Consider the following 23,826-nt stretch of genomic DNA (forward strand, 5'->3'; position numbering starts at 1 on the left):
CCACACGCCGATGCGGAACTTGCCGCCATTGGCGTTGGCCGTCTCGATGCGGCGGGCGAGCGCCGCCGGCAGTGCCTTCGGGTAGCCGGACCCGGTGAAGCCGCTCATGCCGACATTGGCCCCGGAGGGGATCAGCGCGGCGGCTTCCTCGGCCGACATCACGCGGTTCTGCAGGGCGGGGCAGTGGATTCGGTTTTCTCGGGTCATCGTGGATTCGCTCAGCTTTCAGGAGGTAAAGAAAACGCGCCACCGGGCGGTGGCGCGTGCTTTGGTCGATCGCGCGTGCCCGCGCCACCCCGAGGGAGTGGATGGCGCGGGCGCCGGGCCGAAGGGTGCTACTGAGTTGTGCGCGCCAATATAGGCAGCGCCGTTCGCGGCAACAAACTAGAATTCCTTGTCCGACAGGTAAGCAGAGCTAATCCATCACCTTGCCATGAGCTATCGCCTGCCCAGCCTCGCCCTCCTGCGCACCTTCGAGGCCGCAGCGCGGCACCTGAGCTTCAAGCGTGCCGCGGCCGAGGTCTGCGTGACGCCGTCGGCGGTGAGCCAGCAGATCAGGGCGCTCGAGGAGTGGCTCGGCGCGCCGCTGTTCCACCGCATGACGCGCGGGCTGGCGCTGACCGCGCAGGGCGAAGCGATGCTGCCCAAGCTGCGCGAGGGCTTCGAGTGCATCGCGGCGGCGGTCGAGCTCACCCGCCAGGCCGGTGACGGCCCGCTCCAGCTCACCGCGCCGCCGTCCTTCGCGAGCTACTGGCTGGTGCCGCGTTTGCCGGCCTTTGCCGCCGCCCACCCCGGCATCGAGCTGCGCCTGGCGAGCACCCCGGCCGCGATCGAGCGCCGCGGCGAGGCGGCAGTGCTCGAGACGCTCGCCGAGGATCCGCGCGCACCGGCGAACGAGCTGGCCATCGTCTACGGTCACGGCAGCTATCCCGGCTTCCTCGTCGAGCGCATCCTCGTCCCCGACTACGTGCCGGTGTGCGCCGCCGCGCTCGCCAGCGGCGAGCGGCCGCTGCGTACGCCGGCCGATCTCGCCCGCCACGTGCTGATCCACGACGAGACCCTCGACGAGGAGGCGGGCGCGCGCTCGGGCTGGGGCGCCTGGCTGCGGCTGGGGGGCGTGGAGGGCGTGGAGGGCGTCGATCCGGGCCGCGGCCCGCGCTTCGCCCACGCCGTGCTCGCGCTCGAGGCGGCGCGCGCCGGACAGGGGGTGGCGCTGATCTCGCGGCTGTCGATCGGCGCCCACCTGGCCAGCGGCGAGCTGGTCGTGCCCTTCGACCTCCCGCTGCCCTCGCCGCGCGCCTATTATCTGGTGATGCGCGCCGCGATCGCACATCGCCCGGCGGTGCGAGCCTTCCGCGACTGGCTGGTACAGACGGCGCAGGCCGCGGCACGGTAGCGGCGTTCGTGCTGGTGATGACGGCCGCTATCGCCCTGGGGGCAGGGCTCATACAGGGGGGGCGTGTGCCGAAGGCACCGCAGGAGCGCAGCCCTCTGCGCGATGTCGGCGCCCGTCGGCGCAGAGGGCTTGCCAGCGTCCGCGCCGACGTGCTAGAAACTGCGGCCAGACCGCCGACGCGGGGACGACCCCGCCGTTGCGACCGTCGGTTTTCAGGCCGGGACGACCCGCGCCGCCTGTATGGGGCCATGTCCATGTCCGCCGGATCTTCTCCCCCGTCTCCCGCCCGCCCGCGCCTGCGCTCCTTCGGCGACCGCGTGCGCCAGGTCGCGCTGTTCGAGCTCGGCGGCCTGCTGCTGATCACGCCGCCCTTCGCCTGGGCGAGCGGGGTGCCGCTGCGCGAGTCGATCGGCCTGCTCGCCGTGCTCGCGCTGATCGCCGCGCTGTGGAACGGCCTCTACAACACCGCCTTCGACTGGTTCGAGGGCCGGCTCACCGGTCGCACCGCCGACCGCCGGCCGCTGCGCCTGCGGCTTCTGCACGCGTTCGGCTTCGAGAGCGGGCTGCTGATGATGACGCTGCCGGTGATCGTGCTGTGGACCGGCATGAGCTGGGTCGACGCGCTGCTCGCCGACATCGCGCTCGCGATCGCCTACACGCTCTATGCGCTCGCCTTCAACCTCGGCTACGACCGGGTGTTCCCGATCGCCGCCGGCGCGCCGCGCTGAAGCCGGGCGCCGGCGTTGCAATCGGGCGCGCGTCGGCCTATCGTCGCGCCGCCCCCTGATACGGAATCCGCCCTTGTCCGCCACCCCCGCCTCTGCTGCCGCCCCCGCCGCGATCACCGACGACGTCGATCTGAGCGCCCTCAACAGCTTCGGCCTGCCGGCGCGCGCCGCGCACCTCGTGCGGCTGCGCTCGATCGACCAGCTGCGCGAGCTGGTCGCCGCCCCCGGTTGGGCCGACACGCCGCGGCTGGTGCTCGGCGGTGGCAGCAACCTGATCTTCACCGGCGACCGTCCCGGGTTCGTCCTGAAGGTCGAGCTCGGTGGCCGTCGCCTGCTCGGCGAGGACGCGGCGGGCTGGCTGATCGAGGCGGGCGCCGGCGAGAACTGGCACGAGTTCGTGCGCTGGACGCTGGCGCAGGGCTGGCCCGGACTGGAGAACCTGTCGCTCATTCCGGGCACGGTGGGCGCGGCACCGATCCAGAACATCGGCGCCTACGGTCTGGAGATGGCCGATCGCTTCGATTCGCTCGACGCGGTCGACCTCGCCACCGGCGCGCTGCGCGTGTTCCGGCGCGAAGCGTGCGGCTTCGGCTACCGCGACAGTGTGTTCAAGCGCGCGCCGGGCAGGTGGCTGATCGCCGCGGTGCGTTTTCGCCTGCCGCGCGCCTGGCAGCCGCGCACCGGCTATGCCGACGTCGCCGCCGAGCTGGCCGCGCGCGGGATTGCGGCGCCGAGCGCGCTCGACGTGTCCGATGCGGTGATCGCGATCCGCCGCCGCAAGCTGCCCGACCCCGCGCGGATCGGCAACGCCGGCAGCTTCTTCAAGAACCCGGTGGTCGCGCGAGCGGCGTTCGAGCGCCTGGCAGCCCTGCATCCGGGGGTGCCGCACTACCCGCAGGCCGACGGCAGCGTCAAGCTCGCCGCCGGCTGGCTGATCGAGCGGGCGGGCTGGAAGGGGCGCGATCTCGGCCCGGTGGGCAGCTTCGAGCGCCAGGCGCTGGTGCTGGTCAACCGCGGCGGCGCCACCGGTGCCGACGTGCGCCGCATCGCCGACGCGATCCGTGCCGATGTCGCCGCGCACTTCGGTGTCGAGCTCGAGCCCGAACCGGTCTTTGTGTGAGCCCCGCAGTGTGGAATAAGCCCTCAGGTCGCATGGTTTTCGGGTGCTAGACTCGCGCCCGTCATGAAGCCACGCGCGGCCCCGCGAGCGGGTCGCTTCCCGGAGAAGCTATGAAACCAGGCCTTGCCGGAACGCGCCGCCTCGCCGCCGCGCTCCTCCTCGCCATCAGCGGGCTGCTCGTCCCTGCCGCCGCCCCGGCCGCGGAGGGCGATGCCCTCGCCATCGTCGGCCTGGCCGCGGCCGACCCCGCGCTGCGCGCCACGCTCGCCGCCGAAGGCCGCGAGGCCGGCGAATTCTGCGCCAACTGCCATGGCGAGGAAGGGCTCAGCCGCTTTCCGCAGGTGCCCAACCTCGCCGGCCAGCACCCGGCCTATGTGCTGACCCAGGTCGAGGCCTTCCTGTCGGGCAAGCGCAAGGACGATTTCATGGAAGGGCTGATGAAGATGCTGAGCGAGCGCCAGAAGGCGGCGATCGCGCTGCACTACGCGCAGGCCGAGGTCGAGCCGGCGCTCGCCGCGCCCGGCGCCGGTGCGGCCCGCGGCGGCGAGCTCTACCAGAAGATTTGCGCGCGCTGCCACCAGGAAGACGCCGGCGGCGCCGAGACCTATCCGCGCCTCGCCGGCCAGCAGCAGGAATACCTGCGCACCAGCCTGACGCGCTACCTCGAGCAGAGCGGCGAACGCTACTACGCGCCGATGACCGCCGCGGTGATCCAGCTCGGCGCACCCAACATCGACGCCGTCACCGAGTACCTGGCATCCCTGAAGTGAAGCCCGCGCCCGCCTGCCCGGTGTGCGGGTCGGCGGCCACGCGCGCCCTCGCCGAGGTGGACGCGCGCCGCTACTGGCGCTGCGACGCGTGCGAGGCGAGCTTCCTCGATCCCGCCCAGCGGCCGGGCGCGGCGGTCGAGCAGGCGGAATACCTGCGTCACCGCAACGACCCCGGCGACCCCGGCTACCGCCGCTTCCTCGCGCGCCTTGCGACACCGCTGCTGGCGCGCCTGGCGCCCGCGCGCGAAGGGCTCGACTACGGCTGCGGCCCGGGTCCGGCGCTGGCGATGATGCTCACCGAGGCCGGCCACCGGATGCGCCTGTACGACCCCTTCTTCCGCCCCGACCCGGCGCCGCTCGCGCGCCGCTACGACTTCGTCACCTGCACCGAGGTCGTCGAGCACTTCCATCACCCCGCCGCCGAGTTCGCCCGCCTCGACGGCCTGCTGCGGCCGGGCGGCTGGCTGGCGGTGATGACCTGCTTCCAGACCGACGACGAGCGCTTCGCGCACTGGCACTACCGCCGCGATCCGACCCACGTCGTGTTCTACCGCGAACGCAGCTTTCGCGTGCTCGCCGCCCGCCACGGCTGGCGCTGCGAGGTGCCGGCGAAGGACGTGGTGCTGCTGCGCAAGGACGACACCTGAGCGATCGCCGGGGACGGCGGTCCGCGCGCCCGCAGCGGCACCGGGCGTCGCGCCGCGTCGACTTGGCGCATGCCGTGGGGGCTCGGGTAGGATGACGCATCTCGCATCCACCTGACGGAGAACCGCATGAAGCTTTACTACGCCCCTGGCGCCTGCTCGCTCGCCCCCCACATCGTCGCCCAGGAGGCCGGCATCCCGCTCGAGCTGGTGAAGGTCGACCTCAACGCCAGGAAGACCGCCGACGGCGCCGACTACCTCGCGATCAATCCGCGCGGCTACGTGCCCGCGCTGCAGCTCGACGACGGCGAGGTGCTGACCGAGGTGGCGGTCATCCTGCAGTACCTCGCCGACCTCAAGCCCGAGTCCGGGCTGGTGCCGGCGGCCGGCACGATGGCGCGCTACCGCCAGCTCGAGGCGCTCAACTTCGCCGCCACCGAGGTGCATAAGCAGATCGGCATGCTCTTCGATCCGGCGCTCACGCCCGAGATGCAGGCGGTGCAACGGCGCACCGTGGCGCGCCGGCTGGATGCGCTGAACACGATGCTGGAGGGCAGGTCCTTCGTCACCGGCGAGCAGTTCACCGCCGCCGACGCCTATCTCTACACCGCGCTCAACTGGACGGTCTTCCTCGGAATCGATCTCGGGCCGTGGCGCAACATCCTCGCTTTCATGGCGCGCGTCGCCCAGCGCCCGCAGGTCCTCGCCGCGCTCAAGGCCGAAGGCCTGGTGCCCTGACGACGGTGGCGGCGCTCACCACACCGGCATGCATTGCGCCCGGTGGCGCGAGCGTCTAGCCTTCGGAAGAATCGTCGCGCGGGACCTCGTCGTCCCGCGCCCCACCGGGCAGACCGAGGAAACCCCAGGCATGAGTTACCAGCACGCTGCTTCGCCCTTCGACGCGCCGCCCCTGCTTCCAGGCGCCACCGCGGAAGCCAACCGGCGGAGGCTGCGAGTCTTCCTCGGTGTCTTCGTGCTCGCCGCGGTCCTCGGCCTCGGCTGGATCTTCCTGCAGCCGGCGCTGTATCGCGCCGATGCGCGCCTGCAGATCCGGCCGCCGGCGGCGACTTCCGCCACCGCCCCGGTGGCCGGCGCGGTCGCCGGCGGCCAGCGCAGCGACACCCCGACCGGCGCCAACCCCTTCCTCACCGAGGTGCAGGTGCTCGGCAGTCGTCCGGTGCTCGAGCGGGCGGTGGCGCGCCTCAACAGCCAGGGCTACGACCTCGGTGCGCTCGGGCCCGATCCGGTCGGCACGCTGCAGCAGCGAGTGGAGATCGCGCCGGCGGGCGGTACCCAGATCGTCGCGCTGAGCATCACCGGCAGCGAACCGGCGCTGCTTGCGCCGGCGCTGAACGCGATCGCCGAGGCCTACCGCGATCACATCGCCGCCAGCTTCCAGGCCACGAGTGGCGATGCGATGGCGAGCGCCGAGGAGGAGTCGCGCCGGCTCGATGCCGCGGTCGCGACCAAGCTCGCCGAGGTCGAGGATTTCCGCGCGCGACACAACATCGTCTCGATGGAGCGTGAGGAGAACCAGATCCTCGCGCGGGTGAAGGGCATTGCGGCCTCGCTGAACACCGCCAACGAGGAGGCGGCGATCGCCGAGGGCAGGCTGCGCTCGCTCGAGGAGTCGGTCGCGGCGGGGCGCATGGTGGTGCGCGCCCGCGACAATCCCACGCTGGCCAACCTCGAGCAGCGCGCCTCGCAGATCCGCGAGCAGTTGCGCGAGCTCGAGCGCAGCTATACCCCGGAATACATCGCCCTCGACCCACGCCTGCGCTCGCAGCGCGATCGCCTCGCCGAGCTCGAGCAGCAGATCGTCACCGCCCGCCGCGAGGGCGAGCAGGCCGCGCTCGCCGAGGCGCGCGAGGCGGCGGCGAGCGCGCGGGAGACCGCCGAGCGGCTGCGCCGCCAGGCCGCGGCCGACCAGCAGGAGGTGCAGCGTTTCACTGCCCGCTTCAACGAATACAAGGCGCTGCAGGACGGGCTCAGCGAGTTGCAGACCCTGCAGCGCGCCGCCGCCCAGCGCGCGACGCTGCTGCAGGCGAGCGAGCAGTCGCGCATGCCGGCGGTGCAGCTGCTCGAGCCGGCGGTGGCGCCGGGCGAGGTGTGGCGACCGCGTTATGCGCGCGACGCCGCGATCGCGCTCGGCGCGGCCTTCGTGCTCGGCCTGCTCGCGATGTGGTTCGTCGAGCTCTTCAACCGTCAGCCGGCACCGCCGCCGACCCTGGTGGTGGCCCAGCCGATCGGCGGGTCCGGCTACCGCGGGCCGCAGCAGGCCACCCTCGCCCAGCCGGCCGCGCCCGCGCTGGCGGGCGGGGCGCCGGCGCTGCTCGAGGCGCAGGCCGACTTGCCGCGCGAGCTCGCACGCGACGAGCTGCTCGCCCTGTTGCACGGCGCTTCCGAGGAGGTGCGCGTCGCGATCCTGCTGCTGCTGCACGGGCTCAGCCGCGAGGAAGCGATCGCGCTGGACTGGAATGCGGTCGCCCTCGACCGCCGCCAGCTGAGGATCGAGGGCGACCCGCCGCGTACGCTTGCGCTGCAGGATGCGCTCGCCGCCCGCCTTGCGCGCTGCGCACCGCGGCCCGGTGAACCGGTCCTCACCGCGCCCGGCGGTGGCCCGCTCGATGGCGCCGCGCTCGACGCCGAACTCCTGTGCGCCGCCCACGATGCCGGGCTCGAGGACCCGGCCGGGATCGACGCCGCCGCGCTGCGCCACGCGTATCTCGCCTTCCTCGTCCGTCAGGGCATCCGCTTCGCCGATCTCGCACAACTCGTCGGTCGCCTGCCCGCCGACGAGATGGGCGCCTACAGCCGTCTCGCGCCGAGCGGTCCCCGTCTGTCCCTGGAGGCGATCCGGCTGGAGTTGGTGGGTGCGGCGGAGCTGGACGCCGGCTGAGCCTCGGTTCCCGCGCATCCGGCACAGCCGGGCACGGAGGGGGCGAGCGCTGGTTTCAGGCGCCCGCCACCGGCGAGGCGTTCCGCGCCGCCTGGCTTGCCGTGGCCGGATCGAGATGGCGCACGAGGCGGTTGCGGCCGCGGCGCTTGGCTTCGTACATCGCGCGGTCGGCGCGACACAGCAGGTGCGCGGCATCCTCGCCATCCTCGGGGAAGAGGGCGAGGCCGATGCTCGCCGAGATGCGGGCGGTACCGCCATCGAGTTCGATCGGCCGTGCCAGTGCCGCCAGCATCGCGCGGCCCACGCGCTCGACCGCGTCGCCGCTGCCGGGCTCGGGCAGGATCGCGGCGAATTCGTCGCCGCCCAGGCGGGCGAGGGTGTCGCTCGCGCGCACGCAGTGGCCGAGGCGGCCGGCGACCTCGCGCAGCAGGGCGTCGCCGGCGTCGTGGCCGAGCGCGTCGTTGACCGCCTTGAAGCCGTCGAGGTCGATGTACATCAGCGCCAGCGGTCGGCCGCTGCGTCGCGCACGCAGCAACTCGTGGCCGATCTGGTCGTGGAAGCGGTTGCGATTGGCCAGCCCGGTGAGGGCGTCGAAGTTGGCGTTGCGCCAATCGAGCAGCTTGTCGTCGTGGGCCGCACCCGCGAGCAGGGCGGTGGCGATGGCCACGATCAGGTTCAACTGCAGCGCCAGCACCTCCCCGGGGGCGAGTTCGAGCAGCAGCGAGGGCACGAGCTCGATTGCGCACACCAGCAGCGCGACCGCGAAGCCGAACAGTACGCCGCGCTTGAGCCCGGCGAGCATCACCGGCAACAGCACGAGGCCGTTGCCCACGCCCGGAGGGAGCCCGGTGAGGGCATGGCCGATCGCGAACGCCGCCGATACCAGCACCAGCGCGGCGGGCGCAGGTTCGCCGCGGCGGCGGGAGATCGCCTCGTGCCAGCGGTGCGCGAGCGCGTCGCCGCCCCGAAGCCAGGCGTGGCCGAGCGCGACGAGTGGCACCACGATCAGCACACCGGCGCAGTCGCCGGCCCAGAAGGACAGCAAGACCTCGCGGCGGGCGGCTGCCGGCAGGGTGTCGAAGGGTGGGATCAGCAGGCCGGTGGCGGCCGCGGCGAAGCTGGCGACCAGGGTGATCAGGGTGAAGCGCAGCGCGCCGTTGAGCGACAGGCGGAAGTCCGCTCCCCGCCAGCGTCGGCGCAGATAGAGGCCGGCCGCGCCGTAGATGGCGATCTGCCGCAGGGCGCCGGCCCAGTCGACCTCATGCAGCGCGTTCAGCCCGTGGTCGAGGCCACGCGCCAGGCAGAGCGCGGCGTAGGCGAGCGGCAGCGCCCTCCATCCGCACAGCATGGCCAGCGCGGTGGTGAGTCCGGCCGAGAGATAGAGCGCGCTGACGTTCGGGTGCACCTCGAACAGGGCCGCGCCATGCCAGGCGAGCACGTATCCGAGCACGATCAGCACTGCCTGCCCGGCGCCGTTGGCGATCGGGCGAAGAAGTGGACCGGAGGGCTGGCGCATCGTGGTGGTGCCGGTGGCGTAAAGAAGGCAATATAGCTTGCGCCCCAGGACACAGGCATGACCGTAATGCCGGAATTGGGGCGGATCGGGGCCGGATCATGGCATCCGTGTAATGCGCGCAGGTGGTGCGCGGCGGGGTGTCGCCCGCGTTGCCGATTCGGAGGAGGGCGCGCTCGCCGCCGGTGGCGCGCTGCTGCCCGGCGCCTGAGCGGCTCAGCTGTCCACGCGCAGGCTGCGCACGATCGCCCGCGCCTGCGCGAGGGCGGCGTCGGCCTCGTCGGGGTCGAAGTCGGCGTGGTAGCGTTTCTTCACGCCCTGTTCGTTGAGCAGCATGTGGCGGCTCGGGCTCACGCCGCGTTCGGCGAGGCTGCTCCGCGTGCACTCGAGCGCGCAGCCGTCGATCGCCAGGATGGGACGGCCGGAGCGCGCGATCTTCACCAGATGCGGCACATTGCCGCCGACGCCGGCGATGCAGGACATCTCCGCCTCGCCGCTGCGGTCGAGCCGCAGGGCGACGTGGTTGGCCATCTGCGCGGCGCTCGAACAGCCCGAACACGAATAGACCAGGGGCAGCTTCGGGTTGCGGGCGCTCATCAGGTTTCCTCGTCGTGATCGGCGCTTCGAAATGTAGCATGAAATGATATAATCCTCGCCCTTTTCGACTCCGCAGGGCCTGCGCCGCCCTGCGCCTTGAGGTGCGGCCATGGCCGATGTCCTGTCCTGGTTGCGATCCTTCTGGCCGGCGCCGCTGATGGCGAGCCGGCGCGAGCGCGCGCTGAGCTGTGTCGGCGCGCTGCTCGCGCTGCTGTGCACCGAATGGATCGGCCGCCAGGCGCTCGGCGCCGCCAGCCCGTGGTTCGTCGCGCCGATGGGCGCCTCGGCGGTGCTGCTGTTCGCCGTGCCCTCGAGCCCGCTCGCCCAGCCCTGGCCGGTGCTCGGCGGCAACCTGGTGGCGGCGCTGGTGGGGGTGGCCTGCGCGCGCACGATCGCCGATCCGGGCATGGCCGCGAGCATCGCGGTGGCGCTGTCGATCGGCCTGATGTTCCCGCTGCGCTGCCTGCACCCGCCGGGCGGCGCGGTGGCGATCACCTGCGTGTTCGGCGGAGCGCAAGTGGAGGCGCTCGGCTACGCCTTCGCCCTGTGGCCGGTCGGGCTCAATTCGCTGTGCATGCTGCTGATCGCGCTCGCCTTCAACCAGGGCTCGCGCCGGCGCTATCCCAACCGCCCGCAGGAGGACCGTCGCCCGCATGGCACCGCCGATCCGCCACCGAGCGAGCGGCTCGGCATCACCCCCGCCGACCTTGAGGCGGTGCTGCAGGCGCGCGGCGAGGTGCTCGACATCGGCAGCGAGGACCTCGAGGAGATCCTGCTCGCCGCCGAGCGCCGCGCCTGGCGCCGCCGCTTCGGCGACATCCGCTGCGCCGACGTGATGTCGCGCGACCTGGTGACGATCGGCCCCGACGCCCCGCTGCACGAGGCCTGGGCGCTGCTCACGCGCCACGACGTGCGGCTGCTGCCGGTGGTGGATGCGGTGCGGCGCCTGGTCGGCGTGCTCTCGCTGCACGACTTCATCGTGCTGCGCGACCCGACCTTCCTGCTCGACGGTTCGGTTGCCGGCGGCGCCCGCCACCGGGTGGCCGAGCTGATGACGCGCGAGGTGGTCACGGTGCGGCCCGAGCAGCCGGTGGTGGATCTCGTGCCGCTGTTCTCCGACAGCGGGCGGCACTACGTGCCGGTGGTGGACGCCGAGGGCGTGGTGCTCGGCATGGTGACCCAGTCCGACCTCGTCGCCGCCCTCTATCGCGCCGGCCTGGAGCAGGGCCAGCCCGCGGCCGTACGCCCGCTTCAGTAGCCGAAGTAGCGGCCGGGGCGGTGATTCACCGCGATCACCAGATTGAGCACCATCGCGCACAGCACCGACAGCAGTACCTTGTCGAGCGGCACCGCGAGCAGGCCGAGGCCGAGGATGACGACGTCGAACGCCATCTGCACCGTGCCGGCGCGCCAGCCGCGCGTCTTCTGCAGATGGAGCGCCATCACGCCGATGCCGCCGAGGCTGGCGCCGTGGCGGATCAGGATCAGGATGCCGATGCCGATGAGCAGACCGGCCATGATCGCCGCGAACACCGGATCGAGCCGCCCCAACACCAGCAGCCGCGGCACCAGTTCGGTGAACACCGACAGCAGGGCGACCGCGGCGAAGGTCTTGAGGGTGAACATCCGCCCCATCGCGCGCCAGGCGAAGACATAGAAGGGCAGGTTGACGACGAACAGCACCGCGCCGAGCGGCCAGCCGCCGAGGTAGTGGATGAGGAAGGCGAGACCGGTCGTGCCGCCGGCGAGCAGCTGGCTCTCGCGCAGGAAGGAAATCGCGAGGGCGACGATCAGACAGCCCGCCAGCATCGCCTGGACGTCCTCGAGCAGCGTGTGGCGGGCGGTGGTGCGGGTTTCGGCGGCGGACACGGCAGGGCGGAGTGGATTCAGAGCAGGGCGAACTTGGCGACGAAGGCGAGCGCGATCAGCGCCACCGTCAGCGACACGTCGCGCATGCGCCCGGCGAGGACCTTGATCGCCACGTAGGAGATGAAGCCGAAAGCGATGCCGTGCGCGATCGAGAAGGTGAAGGGGATGGTGATCGCGGTCACCACCGCCGGAGTCGACTCGGTGAGGTCGTCCCAGTGGATCTCGGCCAGGCCGCGCGACATCAGGATCGCCACGTAGCACAGCGCCGGCGCGGTGGCGTAGGCGGGCACGGTGCCGGCGAGCGGCGCGAACACGAGGCAGCACAGGAACAGCAGCGCCACCACCACCGCGGTGAGCCCGGTGCGCCCGCCCGCGGCGGTGCCCGCGGCCGACTCGACGTAGGCGGTGGTGGACGAGGTGCCGAGCGCGGCGCCGGCGGTGATCGCCAGCGAGTCGGCGAGCAGCGCCTTCTTCAGCCGCGGCAGCCGCCCTGCCTTGTCGAGCAGGCCAGCGCGGTGGCACACCCCGATGAGGGTGCCGGAGGCGTCGAACAGCTCGACCATGAAGAAGGTCAGCACCACCGCGAGGAGGCCGGCGTTGAAGGCGCCCGCGAGGTCGAGCTGGAGGAAGGTCGGCGCCAGCGAGGGCGGCGGTGCGATCACGCCCTGGAACTCGGTGAGTCCGAGCGCCACCGAGGCGCCGGTGATCGACAGGATCGCGATGATGATCGCGCCCGGCACCCGCCGGTACTCGAGCGCGACGATCAGCATGAAGCCGGCCGCCGCCAGCAGCGGCTCGGGCGCGTGGATGTCGCCCAGGGTGAGCAGGGTCGCCGGGTGAGCGGTGATCAGGCCGGCGTTCTTGAGGCCGATGATCGCGAGGAAGAGGCCGATGCCGGCCGAGATCGAGTACTTGAGCGAGGTCGGGATCGCGTTGACGATCCACTCGCGCACCTTGAACAGGCTCAGCAGGATGAACAGGCAGCCGGAGATGAACACCGCGCCGAGTGCGGTCTGCCAGGTGTAGCCCATGCCCTGCACCACGGTGAAGGCGAAGTAGGCGTTGAGCCCCATCGCCGGCGCGAGCGCCACCGGGTAGTTCGCGTACAGCCCCATGATCGCGGTGCCGAGCGCCGCCGCGAGGCAGGTGGCGACGAACACCGCGTCGCGCGGCATGCCGGCGGCGGCGAGGATGTCCGGATTGACGAAGACGATGTAGGCCATCGTCAGGAAGGTGGTCAGCCCGGCCACCACCTCGGTTCTGACCGTGGTGCCGTTCGCCTGCAACTGGAACATTCGCTCAAGCATGGACCGCTCCGCTAAAACGGGTCGAACGGTACAGCAAATCGGGGCGGTCGGGTTCGCCGCTTGCGTCGTGCGGGCACACCCGCCCGTAGCAGCGGAGACCGCCGCGTCACCGCCGCAATCGCGGCGCTCGCCGCGCCTGCAGACGCGCGCCGGCGGCATTGGGGTCATGGCCGAATCGCGGTTCGCGCCGCTCCTGCCGGCGCTCGTGCGCGGTGTTTCGTCAGGCGCGGTGGCAGCCCTTCAGTCCTCCCCGCGCGGACGTGCCGGGGTGTCGATCGCGGCCGCCAGGTCGACCAGGCGCAGGAACTCGCCGCGGTAGCCGAAGGCGTCCTCGCCCCGGGCGCCCTGCGCGAGGGTGCGCACCGCCTGCCAGTCCCAGCCGCCGGTGTGCTGGCCGCCACGCAGCAGTTCGCCGAAGCCGGCCACGGCGACGGCGAAGCGGGTGTCGGCGTCGGCCGCGTCCAGGCGGCGCGCCGCGCCTGCAGTGAGCGCGCGGCTGATCGGCACGCTGTCGCGCGCGCCGGGGCGCTTGTAGCGCAGCTTGACGAAGCCGAGTTCGTCGCCCGTCGCCGCGGCGGGCGCTTCGCGGCTGCCATAGCGCAGCGGGTCGATACGCCCGGGCGCGCCCGCCGGGGTGATCTCGTACAAGACGGTCACGCTGTGGCCGGCGCCGATCTCGCCCGCGTCCACCTTGTCGTTGTTGAAATCCTCGCGCGCCAGCAGGCGGTTCTCATAGCCGATCAGGCGGTACTCGCTGACGCGGGCGGGATTGAACTCGATCTGGACCTTCACGTCGCGGGCGATCGTCTCCAGGGTCGAACTGGCCTGCTCGACCAGCACCTTGTGCCCTTCCATCAGGCTGTCGATGTAGGCGTAGGCGCCGTCGCCCGCGTCCGCCAGCTGTTCCATCAGGTGCTCGTTGTAATTGCCGCGGCCGAAACCCAGGGTGGATAGCGCGATGCCGGACCTGCGCCTGTCCTCCACCATCGCCTTGAGCCGCCCGAAGTCGGTCACGCCGACGTTGAAGTCGCCATCGGTGGCGAGCAGGATCCGGTTGATGCCGCCGTCGATGTAGGCCGCCCGCGCCGTGCGGTAGGCCAGCTCGATGCCGCTCGCGCCGGCGGTGGCCCCACCGGCGCGCAGGGCGTCGATCGCATCGACGATGCGCGCCTTGTCGCTGCCCGGCGTCGCCGGCAACACCAGCTCCGTGCCCGAGGCGTAGGTCACCAGCGACAGGCGGTCCTGCGGGCGCAGGCGCGCGGCGAGCAGCTTGAGCGAGGACTTCAGCAGCGGCAGCTTGTCGGGGCTCCCCATCGATCCCGACACATCCACCAGGAAAACGAGGTTGGACGGCGGCAGTTGCGCGCGTGCCCGGTCCTCGCCCTTGATCGCGATGCGCAGCAGCTGGGCGCCCTCGCGCCATGGACTCGCCACCCGCGCCACGTGCACCGCGAACGGATGGCCGTCGCGCGGTCCGGCGTAGTCGTAGGGGAAGTAGTTGATCATCTCCTCCACGCGCACCGCATCCCGGGGCGGCAGCTGGCCGCCGACCAGCATGCGGCGCACGTTGGCGTAGCTGCCGGTATCGACATCGACGCTGAAGGTGGAGACGGGGTGTTCGCGCGCGAGCCGTACCGGGTTGGTCTGGAGCGGCTGGTAGCGCTCGCGCGCCTCGGGGGGCGGGACACGCATCGCGGGGGGCAGGGGGCGGGGATGGACGCGCCCGGTGCGCGGGCCGGCGGGCGAATCGGCCGTACCGTAGGCGGCCGCCGGCGCCGCGGCCTTGGCCGCCGCCGCCGCTTCAGCGCGGGCGCTTTCCAGCGCGCGCGCGGTGGCTTCCTCGCGCGGTGGGGTAGCGGGCTGCAGCGAGCACGCGCTCGCCGCGAGAACGACAAGCGAAAGGGTCAGCAGGCGTTTCATCTCGCGCTCCGGGCAAACTCGTATGGAATGCATAGCAAGCCACGGCCAGGCGCGCAGCACGGTAAGGAATTGCAATCCGACGCGGGACGCCGCCGGGATTGCGGGCCGCGGTCGGCGCGTACCGGCCCCGCCGGCGCCCCCCGGCCTCCCGCTCAGGACCAGTCCGAGCGGGCCACCGAGTCGGTCGGCACCCCCTGCGCCCGAGCCGCGCGCCTCTGCGCGGCGAGCGCACGCCGGAAACCGTCCCGCTGTTGCAGCCGCTCCCAATAGGCCAGGGTCGCCGGCCTGAAGCGCTCGCGCAGGCCGATGTCGTCCGCCAGCATGAGGGCGTAGCCGACCGCGACGTCGGCCGCGGTGAAGCGTCCCGCGCACAGGAACTCGCGGGTCGCGAGCAGCGGCTCGAGGGTGCGCAGGCGGGACAGGAACCAGCGCGTGTAGTCCTCGACCACCTGCGGCTGCCGTCGCGCGGGCGGCTCGAAGCGGCCATAGCGCAGGATCAGCGTCTGCGGAAAGCTCAGCGTCGTCTCGCCGAAGTGCAGGAAGTTGAGGTAGGGGCCGAAGTCGGCATCGTCCGCGGCGACGTCGAGCGCGCGCGGCGAATGGCGGGCCGCGAGGTACTGGCAGATCGCCGCCGACTCGGTCATCCGCATCCCGTCGTCGAGGAAGGTCGGGATCGTGCCGAGCGGATTGACCTCCAGATAGGTCTCGCGCCGGCTCCGTGGCGGGAAGGGCAGCACCTCGAGCGTGTAGGGCAGCCCGAGTTCCTCGAGCATCCACAGCACGCGGAAGGAGCGGGCGTTGATGCAGTGGTAGAGGGTCATCGACATCCGTTTCTTCTCCAGACGGGGACCGCGAGGATTCACCTGTCGGCCCATATGACATTCCTCTCGCGGCAACGCTAGTGACTCTCGTGTCTCAAGCGCTGCACTGCGAGCGCCAGTTCGGGTAAGGAGCGGAACTGCATCTTGCTCATGACGTGGTGGCGATGGACCTTGACCGTGCTCTCCGAAATCCCCAGCTCGAGCGCGATGACCTTGTTCGCCCGACCCTTCGTGGCCATGACGAGCACCTCCTTCTCGCGCGGGGTGAGCTGGTCGTAGCGCGCCTGCAATTCCGCGATTTCCAGTCTTTCGTGAAATGCCTTGCTGACGCGGGACAGCGCGGAGGTGATCGCATTCATCAGGGCGAAATCCTCGAAAGGCTTCTTCAGGAAATCGATCGCGCCCGCCTTCATGGCCCGGACGGCATCCGGGACGTCGCCATGACCGGTGATGAAGATGATCGGCACCTCCCAGCCGCGACGCGTCAGTTCGTCCTGAAGCGACAAGCCGTCGAGGCCGGGCATGCGCACGTCCAGCACCACACACGAGAAGTCCTCGAGCCGATCGAGCGACAGGAACTCGAGCGGTGACGCGAACACCTCGACCAGCATGCCCTCGGCGCGGATCAGGCTGCTCAGGGATTCGCGGATCGACACGTCGTCATCGACGACATAGACCGTGGGCGTGGTACTCGCTGGGGTCTTCATGGCCGTTGCACCGGGATACGGAAGGCGAAGCGCGACCCTGTCGCGCTCGAAGCATCGAGCCACAGGGTGCCGCCGTGGTTCTCGACGATCGTCCTGCTGATCGCCAATCCCATTCCCAGGCCATCGGCCTTGGTCGAGTGGAAGGGCTCGAAGATCGAGGGCGCAATCTCCGCCGGCACGCCCGGCCCGGAGTCTTCCACCGCAAAAAGAACGCTGCCGTCGCCACGTTCCTGGACCTCTACGGCGATGCTTCGGGCACGCCCGACCTGATTGCGCATGGCGTCGATCGCATTGATCAGCAGATTCAGCAGAACCTGCTGCAGTTGCACCTGATCGCCCCACAGCTCGGGAAGGTGCGGGGCAATGCGCACTTTAAGGCTGACCTCGGCCTGCGTCAGGATCCGTTGCAGCATCTGCACGAGCGCATCGATCATGCCGGGGATATCCACTGGTGCGCGTTTCAAGCCCTCCTTCTTCAGGAACCCGCGGATACGGGTAATGACGTTGCCGGCGTGGGCGGCATCGCGATGCACCCGCTGCAGCGCGGCGGCGACCTCCTGATAATTCGGCTCTTCGCGCTCCAGCCAGCGCAGTGCGGCGTGGCTGTTGGTGACGATCGCGGCCAGCGGCTGATTGACCTCATGGGCGATCGAGGCGACCAGCTCTCCCATCGTCGTCAGGCGGGAGACGCGCGCGAGGTCCGCCTGCGTGGCGGCGAGCGCATCCTCGGCGGCCTTCTGGGCCGAAAGGTCCTCGACGATCACGGCGATCCGTGGCCCTTCCCGGTCGACGGCCGGGATCACCGATGCGCAGATCTTGGACCACAGGAAGCTGCCATCCTTGCGCGCGTAACGCTTCTGCCGCTGGTAGCTGTCGTGCCGCCCCTCCAGCAGGTTGTGCACCTGGTCGCGTACCGTCGCTCTCTCCGACGCTTCGCTGATGTCGACGAGTGAAACGTCCAGGATTTCCTTCGGGCCATAGCCAAGCATCTGTTGCAGCGCCGGATTGGCCTTCATGATCCTGCCGTCGGCATCGACGAGGGCGATCCCCACCGCCGTGTTCTCGTAGAAACCCAGCCAGCGGCGCTCGGAGATCTGCAGGGCGCGCATGCCTTCCTGCAGCGACTTGCGGCTGGCAATCAGGCCATTGGTCAATTCGCTGATGTCCGACGCCTGCGAGTTGAGCTCCCGCTGCAGAATGTCGACCGTGCGCTTGACCGTGACGAGGTTGCGCACGCGGGCACGCAGCTCCTGCGGCGAGAAGGGCTTGGTCAGATAGTCCTGCACGAACTCCTCGAGCAGCGTCTCGCGCAAGGCGTCGTCGGCGCGGGCCGACAGCACCAGGACGGGGATGTGCGACGTCTCCCGCTTGCGCAGCTCGTGAACGAAGCTTTGGCCGTCCATCTGCGGCATCATCAGGTCGGTGATGACGAGGTCGGGCGGATTGGCGAAAACGAGATCGAGCGCGACCTGGCCATTCTCCGCGAGCGTCACCTGATAGTCGTCGGCCAGCACGTCGTACAGGAACTGGCGCACGTCCGGATTGTCCTCGACCACCAGAATGCGCGGATCGCCCGCTTTTTCCGGAAGTCGCGGCGGCTCGCACGGTCGTGCCAGTTCGACCGGCTCGAGCGCGGGCACCCAGCCTGCGTCGGGCGCCCTGACGAAAGCGCCGGATGGTGCGCGCAGGGGGAGTTCGACCTGGAACAGGGCGCCGCGCTCGGGCGCATCGAGCACCGAAATCGTGCCGCGATGCAGTTCCACGAACTCCTTCACGATGTTGAGCCCGAGACCGCTGCCTTTGGACGACAGTTCGTCCGCCCCCTGGGCGTAGCGATCGAAGATCGGGCGCTTGAGATGATCGGGGACGCCGGGGCCGCTGTCCTGGATGCTCAGCAGCGTCCGCTCGCCGGGCAGGCGCTCGACCGAGCAGCGAATCCGCCCCCCGGCCGGGGTGAACTTGAACGCGTTCGACAGCAGGTTGGTCACGACGCGCACGAATTTAGCGCGGTCGACATCGGCGTACAGCGCCTCCTCGCCGGCGAACGACAGGCGGATGCCGCGCTCTTGCGCCGCCCCCGCGAACCCCTCGGCCACCGCGCGCACGAGACCGACGAGATCGACCTGCAGATAGACCAGAGGCATTTCCCCGGCGTCGATGCGGGCGAGATCCAGCAGGTCATCGACCTGCTGCAGGAGCGCCTGGGCATTACGCTTGATGGTCATCAGGCGGAATTGCTCGCGCTCCGAAATCCCGCTCGAAGCCTGCAGCAGCTGGTTGACCGGCCCCAGGATCAGGGTCAGCGGCGTTCTCAGCTCGTGGCTGACATTGGCGAAGAACTTGGTCTTGAAGCCGTCGATCTCGAGCAGCTTTTCCAGCGCCGCATGCACTTCGTTGTTACGGCGCGTCAGCTCCGCCTCGATGGCGATCTTCTCCGAAATGTTGCGTCCCTCGGGGAGCAGGAACGCCACCTGGCCGGTGTCGTCGAAGATCGGCGTCAGGGAAAAATCCACGATGATCGTCCGGCTGCCGCGGGACTCGCCATAAACCTCGATGTCGCAGCGTACGAATCTGCCACTCGCGGCTTGCGCCACCATCGCGCGCACGCGGCTGCGCGCCTCTTCCGACGAGGCCCACCAGCGCGCCTGCCAGAAGGGTTTGCCGACCACGTCGTCCAGCCTGACCCCGGCGCCGTCGAGCGCGGCCTGGTTGATCTCGATCACATTGCCGTCGACGTCGAGCAAGCCGAGAAACTGGTACATCGAATCGAGGATGATCCGCGCCAGCTTCTGGCGTCTGACGTCGTTCGAGTCATCGTCCGCGAGTTCGACGCCCTTTACCGACGTGCCCCGCCGGATCATGACGAAGCGTGAATTTTTGGCCATGAATGCAATGCGACGATCAGTGTGGGTAAGGGATCCTGCGCTAACGAAAAAAGCGAGGCAAGCCTCGCTTCAAGACGATTCGAGCGCTCGAGCGGACGTTTTCTCAAAAGCTCAGCGTGTAATCGAGCGTGGCATTGTTCTGCGCATGCCTGACCTCGATCGGCGCGGAGGTGTTCGGCAGGCTGGCGTTCGCCAGCTTTTCCCGCAGGGCATGGGAGTAGGCGAACTCGAGGCGCTTGCCCGGCGACATGGTGTAAGAGAAACCGAACGAGAGATGCCGGGTCGGCGTGGCCGGAATCACCGCGAACAGGGTGTTCTCGCGCAACGCCTGGCTTGCGAAACGGGCGCCTGCACGCAAGGTCCATTGCGGCGACAAGGTGTACGCCGTGCCCAGCGCGACGATGGTCTGGTCGCGATAGTTCTGGGGCAGCAGGACCTCGAGGCTGCCACCGCCGCTCGCGTCGAAGGCGACGTCGATGTCCTTCATGACCTCCTTCCAGAACACCCGGGAGACGTCCATCGCCACGCTCCAGTCGTCGGTCAGGCGCTGGCTGATCCCGAGATCCAGCTTGGCCGGCATCCGAAAATCGCGAACCTCGATTTTCCCCGGGAGCGAGATCTGGCCGGCGACACTCGACACCGCGGTCAGCGTGGCATCGCCCTCCATGTCGTCCATGTGGCTCTTGAGCGTATACGAAGCGCCCAGACGCGTCGCCGGTGTCAATTGATAGAGCATGCCGAGTCGCCCAGAAATGCCCCACGCATCCACGCCGCTGGCGAGCATGCGATTGCGGGTCAGGCTGAAGTGCGCGCCTTGCAGCCCGGGAATGCCGCCCAGCGCGGGCACCAGCGAACCCGTGGCCCGACCCTGTCCGATCAGGCTGCCGACCTGGTCCGCACCGAGCAGCATGTCGAGGTTGAGGCCCTGCCAGATCGCGTCCACGCTGGCGCCGACGGTCAAGGCGTCGCTCACGCGGTAGCTGGCTGCGAGCGGGATGTCGAGCACCAGCAGGCGGCTGGCGTTGTCGAGGTCGGTATCGCTGCCGTCGGTGGCGCGCGACAGGAAGCTGTCGCGACCGTACTCGGTCCCCAGGCCTCCGCGGGCGAAGGCGCCCAGGCCGATGACCAGATCGCCGAAACGCTGCGTGAGGGCGAGCTGGGGGGCCAGATAGGGGCCGCGATTGTTGCCGTGCGTCCTCGAACTGGCGGTATCTCCGCTGCGCGGGTTACGCACATCGATATCCGTCGTCACCAGATCGAAGCCGATCATCGCCTGGCGATCGCTCTGCGCCAGGGACAGCGTGGCGGGGTTGGTGAGCATGCCCGCGGGGCCGACATCCTGCGCCGCGGCCGTGCCGCCCATCGCCCGCGAGATGGCGCCGATGCCCTCGAGATGGAAGACATCGGTCGCGTGGGCGACCTGGACGGATGCCGACAACGCGGTCACTGCGAGGCCTGCGGCCAACTTCGTTCGCAACATGGGCTGTCGTCTCTCAGAAGAAGCGGTCGAAGTGGATCTGTCCGAAGGGCACGCTGTGACCGACCATCAGCAGTTCCTGCAGGGCCTGCGTCATCGGGGGCGGACCGGCGAAATAGAACTCGTAGCTGGAAAGCGCCGCGGGCAGCACGCACTCCAGCTGGTCGTGGACGTAACCCGTCGCGCCCGACCATTGCCCGTCGTCACCCGGCAGCGAGACGACGGGGATGAAACGGATTCGATCGCCGAACCCCGCCAGTGAGGCGAGCAACTCCTCGCCGCACACGTCGCGCGCCGTGCGCGCGCCGTAGAAGAAGTACAGCGTGCGCTCGCCCAGCATGCCGGCTTCGACCGCCCCCCGTGCGATGGAGACCATCGGCGCCAGGCCCGATCCGCCGGCGACGCAGACGATGTCGCGCGGGCTGTCGGTGCGCAGATAGGCGACGCCATAGGGGCCGTCGAGGCCGATTTCGTCGCCCGTCGCGAGGCGATCGAACAGGACCTGCGTGCCGCGGCCGTGCGCCACGCGGCGGATCTGGAAATGCCATTCGCGCAGGGCGTTCGGCGTGTTCGCCACCGAATAGGCGCGCGAACCGGCCACCCCGGGCAAGTCGAGCATGGCAAACTGTCCCGGCAGGAAGTCGGCCCCGGCGGTGGCGACGAAACGGAATTCGCGGATGTCGTGGGTGATGTCCCGCACCCCGGCGAGCCGGGCAGACTGGCGCCGCGGCGGGCGTTGCGGGACGTACTCCGCCGCGCTCGGGGCCGAGATGGTGATGTCGCCGCGCGGCGCGCACTGACAGGCCAGATGCCGCCCGCGCCGCTTGTCGCGCTCGGTGAGCCCGGGTGCGTCGGGCCACAGATCGTCGATCTCGCCTTCAATCAGCTCGAACTTGCATCCGCCGCACCCCCCGGAATTGCATTCGTAGCTCAGTCCCACACCGGCCCGCAGCGCCGCACGCAGGACGCTGTCGCCCGGCGCGTGGACGAAGCTGCTGCCGTCCTTCTGATTGGTGATGATTGCCTGGATGCTCATGGCCCCCTCGGTCACGAAAACAGGTGCCTCGGGCCCGTCCGGGCGCCCCGAAGCGTGAAGGAAGCGGCGGCGCTTACAGGCCGAGGGAATAACGGAACTCGCGCGTCGCCAGTTTCGCCGCCACGGCGGCGTCCGGCACATCGGACAGCAGCGAGCAGTAGGCCTCGATCGCCCTGTCGGCGAGCGGCTCCCACTTGGCGATCCAGCCCCGGATGGTGTCCAGGTTGCCCGGGGTCTCGAGCGCCATCTTGACGAGCGCGCTCGCCCAGCGACGGTGGCGGGCCGCATCGATCAGCTGCACGTCGGTGATCAGCCCGAGCAGGGTGTCGCCGTTGTGCCGTCCCGAATTGCCGAGCTGGCGCAGCACGCTTTCCTCGATGGCCGGCTTCGCGATCAGGTTGAGGACGATGACCGCCTCGCCCCAGTCCCACACCGTCAGGGTCCTTTCCATCAGCTCGCGGAAGCCCTGCCAGGCGGGGTCCTGCTCCCAGTAGCGACGCTCGTTGATGCCGAAGCCCCGGTCGGAGAAGGTCGTCGACAGCTCCCTGGTCCGATAGCTCGTGTGGCTGAGCCAGCGCAGGCTGTCGGCCATCTGGAAGTAGTTGCAGTTGGTGATGGTGCTGGCCGGCGACATCTGGCCCACATAGGCGGACGCCATCTGCAGGGTATGGAAGAGGTAGCGGGACGGCGTATAGAACCGCGCCAGCGAACCCGCCCAGCGCGGATCGAGCGCCTTGTCGTGCTCGCGCTGGTTGAACTGGTCGAAGAGCCCGAAGACGTAGGTTTCCTGACCGTCCTGCATCATGTTGTAGGTGCGGTAGACCACCTCGTCCGGATCGCGGAAGGCATTCCAGTCTTCATGCTTGAGCGGGGTCGCGAAGGTGTGCTTCTTGTACCAGCTGTTCATGAACATGTTGGGATCCAGCTCGTAGGGCGAATCGGGATCCCGATCGTTGTAGTGAAGATTGGCGCTGACGATCTCGTACTCGCTCGGCTTGCGGCGGCGCGCGGCGAGATGGCTCCAGGTCTTAAGCGGCTTCAATTGCTGGACTTCCGACATTTCCTCGTCTCCTCGATTCTTCGTGTCAGGTGCGATCGGGCAAGGCCCGACGGGCACTCAGAGTGTCTTGTTGAAGTAAAAGCGCACGGCGTTGTCCCGGCTCTCGATCTGGCCCGCGAACGAACTCAGGTCCACTTCCAGGTCATTGATCTTGAACGGGCGCCCCAGCTCTTCCTCGATGGTTTCCTGGCGCAGGATCATTTCCTGTTCGGCATGGATGCGGATGTAGGCGCGCTTGTCCTCCACGAATATCTCCTTGCCGGGGTTGTCCACCCTTGCCGCCTCGATCACCGCCATCGCCAGGTCGCCGGCACGCATGACCGGGCCGACAAGGTTGTTGTGATAGGCGTTTGCTGCATTCGACCTGCTCACGGTCCTCTCCTCGTGTTGTCTGCTTACGGCCCGGATCGCTCAGCTATGCGCAAACGAAGGGCTGACGCCTTCGGTGCGGACCAAGATGTCGTCGCCGTCGAGCTTCACCGGGTATTCCGCCAGCGCGCAGTCGTCGGGGTTGATGCCCTGGCCCGACGCGGCATCGAACTGCCACAGATGGGCGCGGCAGATGATCTTCTGGCCGTCGAACCTGCCTTCCGAGAGCGGAATGTCCTGATGCGGGCAGATACCCTGGAAAGCCTTGATGACGCCGCCTTCGGCGCATACCAGCAGGAGGTCGTGGCCGTTGACGGTGAACGACTCCATCTCTCCTTCCCACAGGTCATCGACCGTGCAGACCTTTGTAAAGCTCATGGTTCTCTCCGAGATCGTCATGGATGCGGTACGGCGCGTCAGTGCGCCCCGGCTTCCCAGATGATTTCGATGGTTTCCGTCGGCTTCAGCCCCGATTCGGAAACCTTCATCGTGCGCGGCAGGAAGGCCTCGCCGCCCTGGCGACGGACGCGCATCACGCAGCCGGGGCGTGCCCTCACGCGGCGACCGACGGAATGCACCGCGGCGGCGGCGGCGACCTCGTCCATGGTGTTGTCGGTATCGACGGCCACCAGTTGCAGCACGAAGTCGCCCTCGAAATTGGAGGTCAGTGGAAATAGCGCCATGAGTCTTGTCTCCTTGATTGGCCGG

At 69.7% G+C, this 23,826-nt stretch carries 22 protein-coding genes and 1 pseudogene; 8 read left to right on the forward strand and 15 right to left on the reverse strand.

What is annotated here, in order from left to right; translation table 11 throughout:
• Positions 1–207, reverse strand: a pseudogene (locus BB334_RS18035) (propionyl-CoA--succinate CoA transferase); the annotation flags it as partial.
• Between the two features lie 226 nt (positions 208–433).
• On the opposite strand from BB334_RS18035, the gene BB334_RS14675 reads away from it, so the two are divergent.
• The 7 genes from BB334_RS14675 (at position 434) to BB334_RS14705 (ending at position 7,557) form a co-directional block, all read left to right on the forward strand.
• On the forward strand, positions 434–1,396 hold the full coding sequence (locus BB334_RS14675) for a LysR substrate-binding domain-containing protein (protein ID WP_068809240.1): 963 nt from the start codon (positions 434–436) through the stop codon (positions 1,394–1,396).
• 254 nt (positions 1,397–1,650) lie between these two features.
• Entirely contained in the window at positions 1,651–2,124 is a 474-nt protein-coding gene (locus BB334_RS14680; protein WP_158014421.1) for a PACE efflux transporter, read from the forward strand.
• Positions 2,125–2,197: 73 nt separating this feature from the next.
• A complete protein-coding gene (murB, locus tag BB334_RS14685) occupies positions 2,198–3,244 on the forward strand; it encodes a UDP-N-acetylmuramate dehydrogenase (protein WP_269799008.1) in 1,047 nt (348 codons plus the stop codon).
• A gap of 110 nt (positions 3,245–3,354) precedes the next feature.
• Positions 3,355–4,014 carry a c-type cytochrome gene (locus BB334_RS14690; RefSeq protein WP_068809242.1) on the forward strand — a complete coding sequence of 220 codons (660 nt, stop codon included), beginning with the start codon at positions 3,355–3,357 and terminating at the stop codon, positions 4,012–4,014.
• On the forward strand, positions 4,011–4,661 hold the full coding sequence (locus tag BB334_RS14695) for a class I SAM-dependent methyltransferase (RefSeq protein WP_088179198.1): 651 nt from the start codon (positions 4,011–4,013) through the stop codon (positions 4,659–4,661). Before BB334_RS14690 ends, BB334_RS14695 begins: the two co-directional genes overlap by 4 nt.
• A 126-nt stretch (positions 4,662–4,787) precedes the next feature.
• The gene (gene gstA / locus BB334_RS14700) at positions 4,788–5,396 is read left to right on the forward strand and encodes a glutathione transferase GstA (protein WP_068809243.1); all 609 of its coding nucleotides are present in this window, start codon (positions 4,788–4,790) and stop codon (positions 5,394–5,396) included.
• 130 nt (positions 5,397–5,526) lie between these two features.
• Entirely contained in the window at positions 5,527–7,557 is a 2,031-nt protein-coding gene (locus BB334_RS14705) for a GumC family protein (protein ID WP_068809244.1), read from the forward strand.
• A 55-nt stretch (positions 7,558–7,612) separates the two neighbouring features.
• Here the strand turns inward: BB334_RS14705 and BB334_RS14710 are convergent, their stop codons facing one another.
• Positions 7,613–9,073 (reverse strand): diguanylate cyclase domain-containing protein, encoded by a 1,461-nt coding sequence (locus tag BB334_RS14710; RefSeq protein ID WP_068809245.1) that lies wholly within the window; start codon positions 9,071–9,073, stop codon positions 7,613–7,615.
• A 213-nt stretch (positions 9,074–9,286) separates the two neighbouring features.
• Positions 9,287–9,667 carry a putative zinc-binding protein gene (locus BB334_RS14715; RefSeq protein WP_068809246.1) on the reverse strand — a complete coding sequence of 127 codons (381 nt, stop codon included), beginning with the start codon at positions 9,665–9,667 and terminating at the stop codon, positions 9,287–9,289.
• 109 nt (positions 9,668–9,776) lie between these two features.
• On the opposite strand from BB334_RS14715, the gene BB334_RS14720 reads away from it, so the two are divergent.
• Complete coding sequence (locus tag BB334_RS14720) at positions 9,777–10,925, forward strand: HPP family protein (protein WP_068809247.1); 1,149 nt, start codon at positions 9,777–9,779, stop codon at positions 10,923–10,925.
• Here the strand turns inward: BB334_RS14720 and BB334_RS14725 are convergent.
• From BB334_RS14725 to BB334_RS18525, 12 genes are all read right to left on the reverse strand, one after another.
• Positions 10,919–11,536: a YitT family protein gene (locus BB334_RS14725; protein ID WP_232756748.1), complete on the reverse strand. Its 618-nt coding sequence runs from the start codon at positions 11,534–11,536 to the stop codon at positions 10,919–10,921. The genes BB334_RS14720 and BB334_RS14725 overlap by 7 nt on opposite strands.
• 17 nt (positions 11,537–11,553) lie before the next feature.
• Complete coding sequence (locus tag BB334_RS14730) at positions 11,554–12,843, reverse strand: NCS2 family permease (protein ID WP_068809248.1); 1,290 nt, start codon at positions 12,841–12,843, stop codon at positions 11,554–11,556.
• Between the two features lie 240 nt (positions 12,844–13,083).
• Positions 13,084–14,763 (reverse strand): vWA domain-containing protein, encoded by a 1,680-nt coding sequence (locus tag BB334_RS14735; RefSeq protein WP_083200448.1) that lies wholly within the window; start codon positions 14,761–14,763, stop codon positions 13,084–13,086.
• A gap of 152 nt (positions 14,764–14,915) precedes the next feature.
• Positions 14,916–15,590 carry a glutathione S-transferase family protein gene (locus BB334_RS14740; protein WP_068809249.1) on the reverse strand — a complete coding sequence of 225 codons (675 nt, stop codon included), beginning with the start codon at positions 15,588–15,590 and terminating at the stop codon, positions 14,916–14,918.
• Positions 15,591–15,661: 71 nt separating this feature from the next.
• Complete coding sequence (locus tag BB334_RS14745) at positions 15,662–16,291, reverse strand: response regulator transcription factor (protein ID WP_068809250.1); 630 nt, start codon at positions 16,289–16,291, stop codon at positions 15,662–15,664.
• Positions 16,288–19,176 carry an ATP-binding protein gene (locus BB334_RS14750; protein ID WP_068809251.1) on the reverse strand — a complete coding sequence of 963 codons (2,889 nt, stop codon included), beginning with the start codon at positions 19,174–19,176 and terminating at the stop codon, positions 16,288–16,290. The genes BB334_RS14745 and BB334_RS14750 overlap by 4 nt, the downstream gene beginning before the upstream one ends.
• 103 nt (positions 19,177–19,279) lie before the next feature.
• Positions 19,280–20,656 carry an OmpP1/FadL family transporter gene (locus tag BB334_RS14755; protein ID WP_068809252.1) on the reverse strand — a complete coding sequence of 459 codons (1,377 nt, stop codon included), beginning with the start codon at positions 20,654–20,656 and terminating at the stop codon, positions 19,280–19,282.
• 13 nt (positions 20,657–20,669) lie between these two features.
• Positions 20,670–21,689, reverse strand: coding sequence for a 2Fe-2S iron-sulfur cluster-binding protein (locus BB334_RS14760; protein ID WP_068809253.1), 1,020 nt, complete (start codon positions 21,687–21,689; stop codon positions 20,670–20,672).
• A 73-nt stretch (positions 21,690–21,762) separates the two neighbouring features.
• Positions 21,763–22,749: an aromatic/alkene monooxygenase hydroxylase subunit beta gene (locus BB334_RS14765; RefSeq protein WP_068809254.1), complete on the reverse strand. Its 987-nt coding sequence runs from the start codon at positions 22,747–22,749 to the stop codon at positions 21,763–21,765.
• Positions 22,750–22,806: 57 nt separating this feature from the next.
• Positions 22,807–23,121 (reverse strand): MmoB/DmpM family protein, encoded by a 315-nt coding sequence (locus BB334_RS14770; RefSeq protein ID WP_068809255.1) that lies wholly within the window; start codon positions 23,119–23,121, stop codon positions 22,807–22,809.
• 39 nt (positions 23,122–23,160) lie between these two features.
• Complete coding sequence (locus BB334_RS14775; RefSeq protein ID WP_068809256.1) at positions 23,161–23,496, reverse strand: Rieske 2Fe-2S domain-containing protein; 336 nt, start codon at positions 23,494–23,496, stop codon at positions 23,161–23,163.
• 38 nt (positions 23,497–23,534) lie between these two features.
• Entirely contained in the window at positions 23,535–23,801 is a 267-nt protein-coding gene (locus tag BB334_RS18525; RefSeq protein ID WP_068809257.1) for a toluene-4-monooxygenase system B family protein, read from the reverse strand.
• Positions 23,802–23,826: the final 25 nt, after the last annotated feature.

This window comes from Thauera phenolivorans (assembly GCF_001696715.1).
Lineage (GTDB): Bacteria > Pseudomonadota > Gammaproteobacteria > Burkholderiales > Rhodocyclaceae > Thauera > Thauera phenolivorans.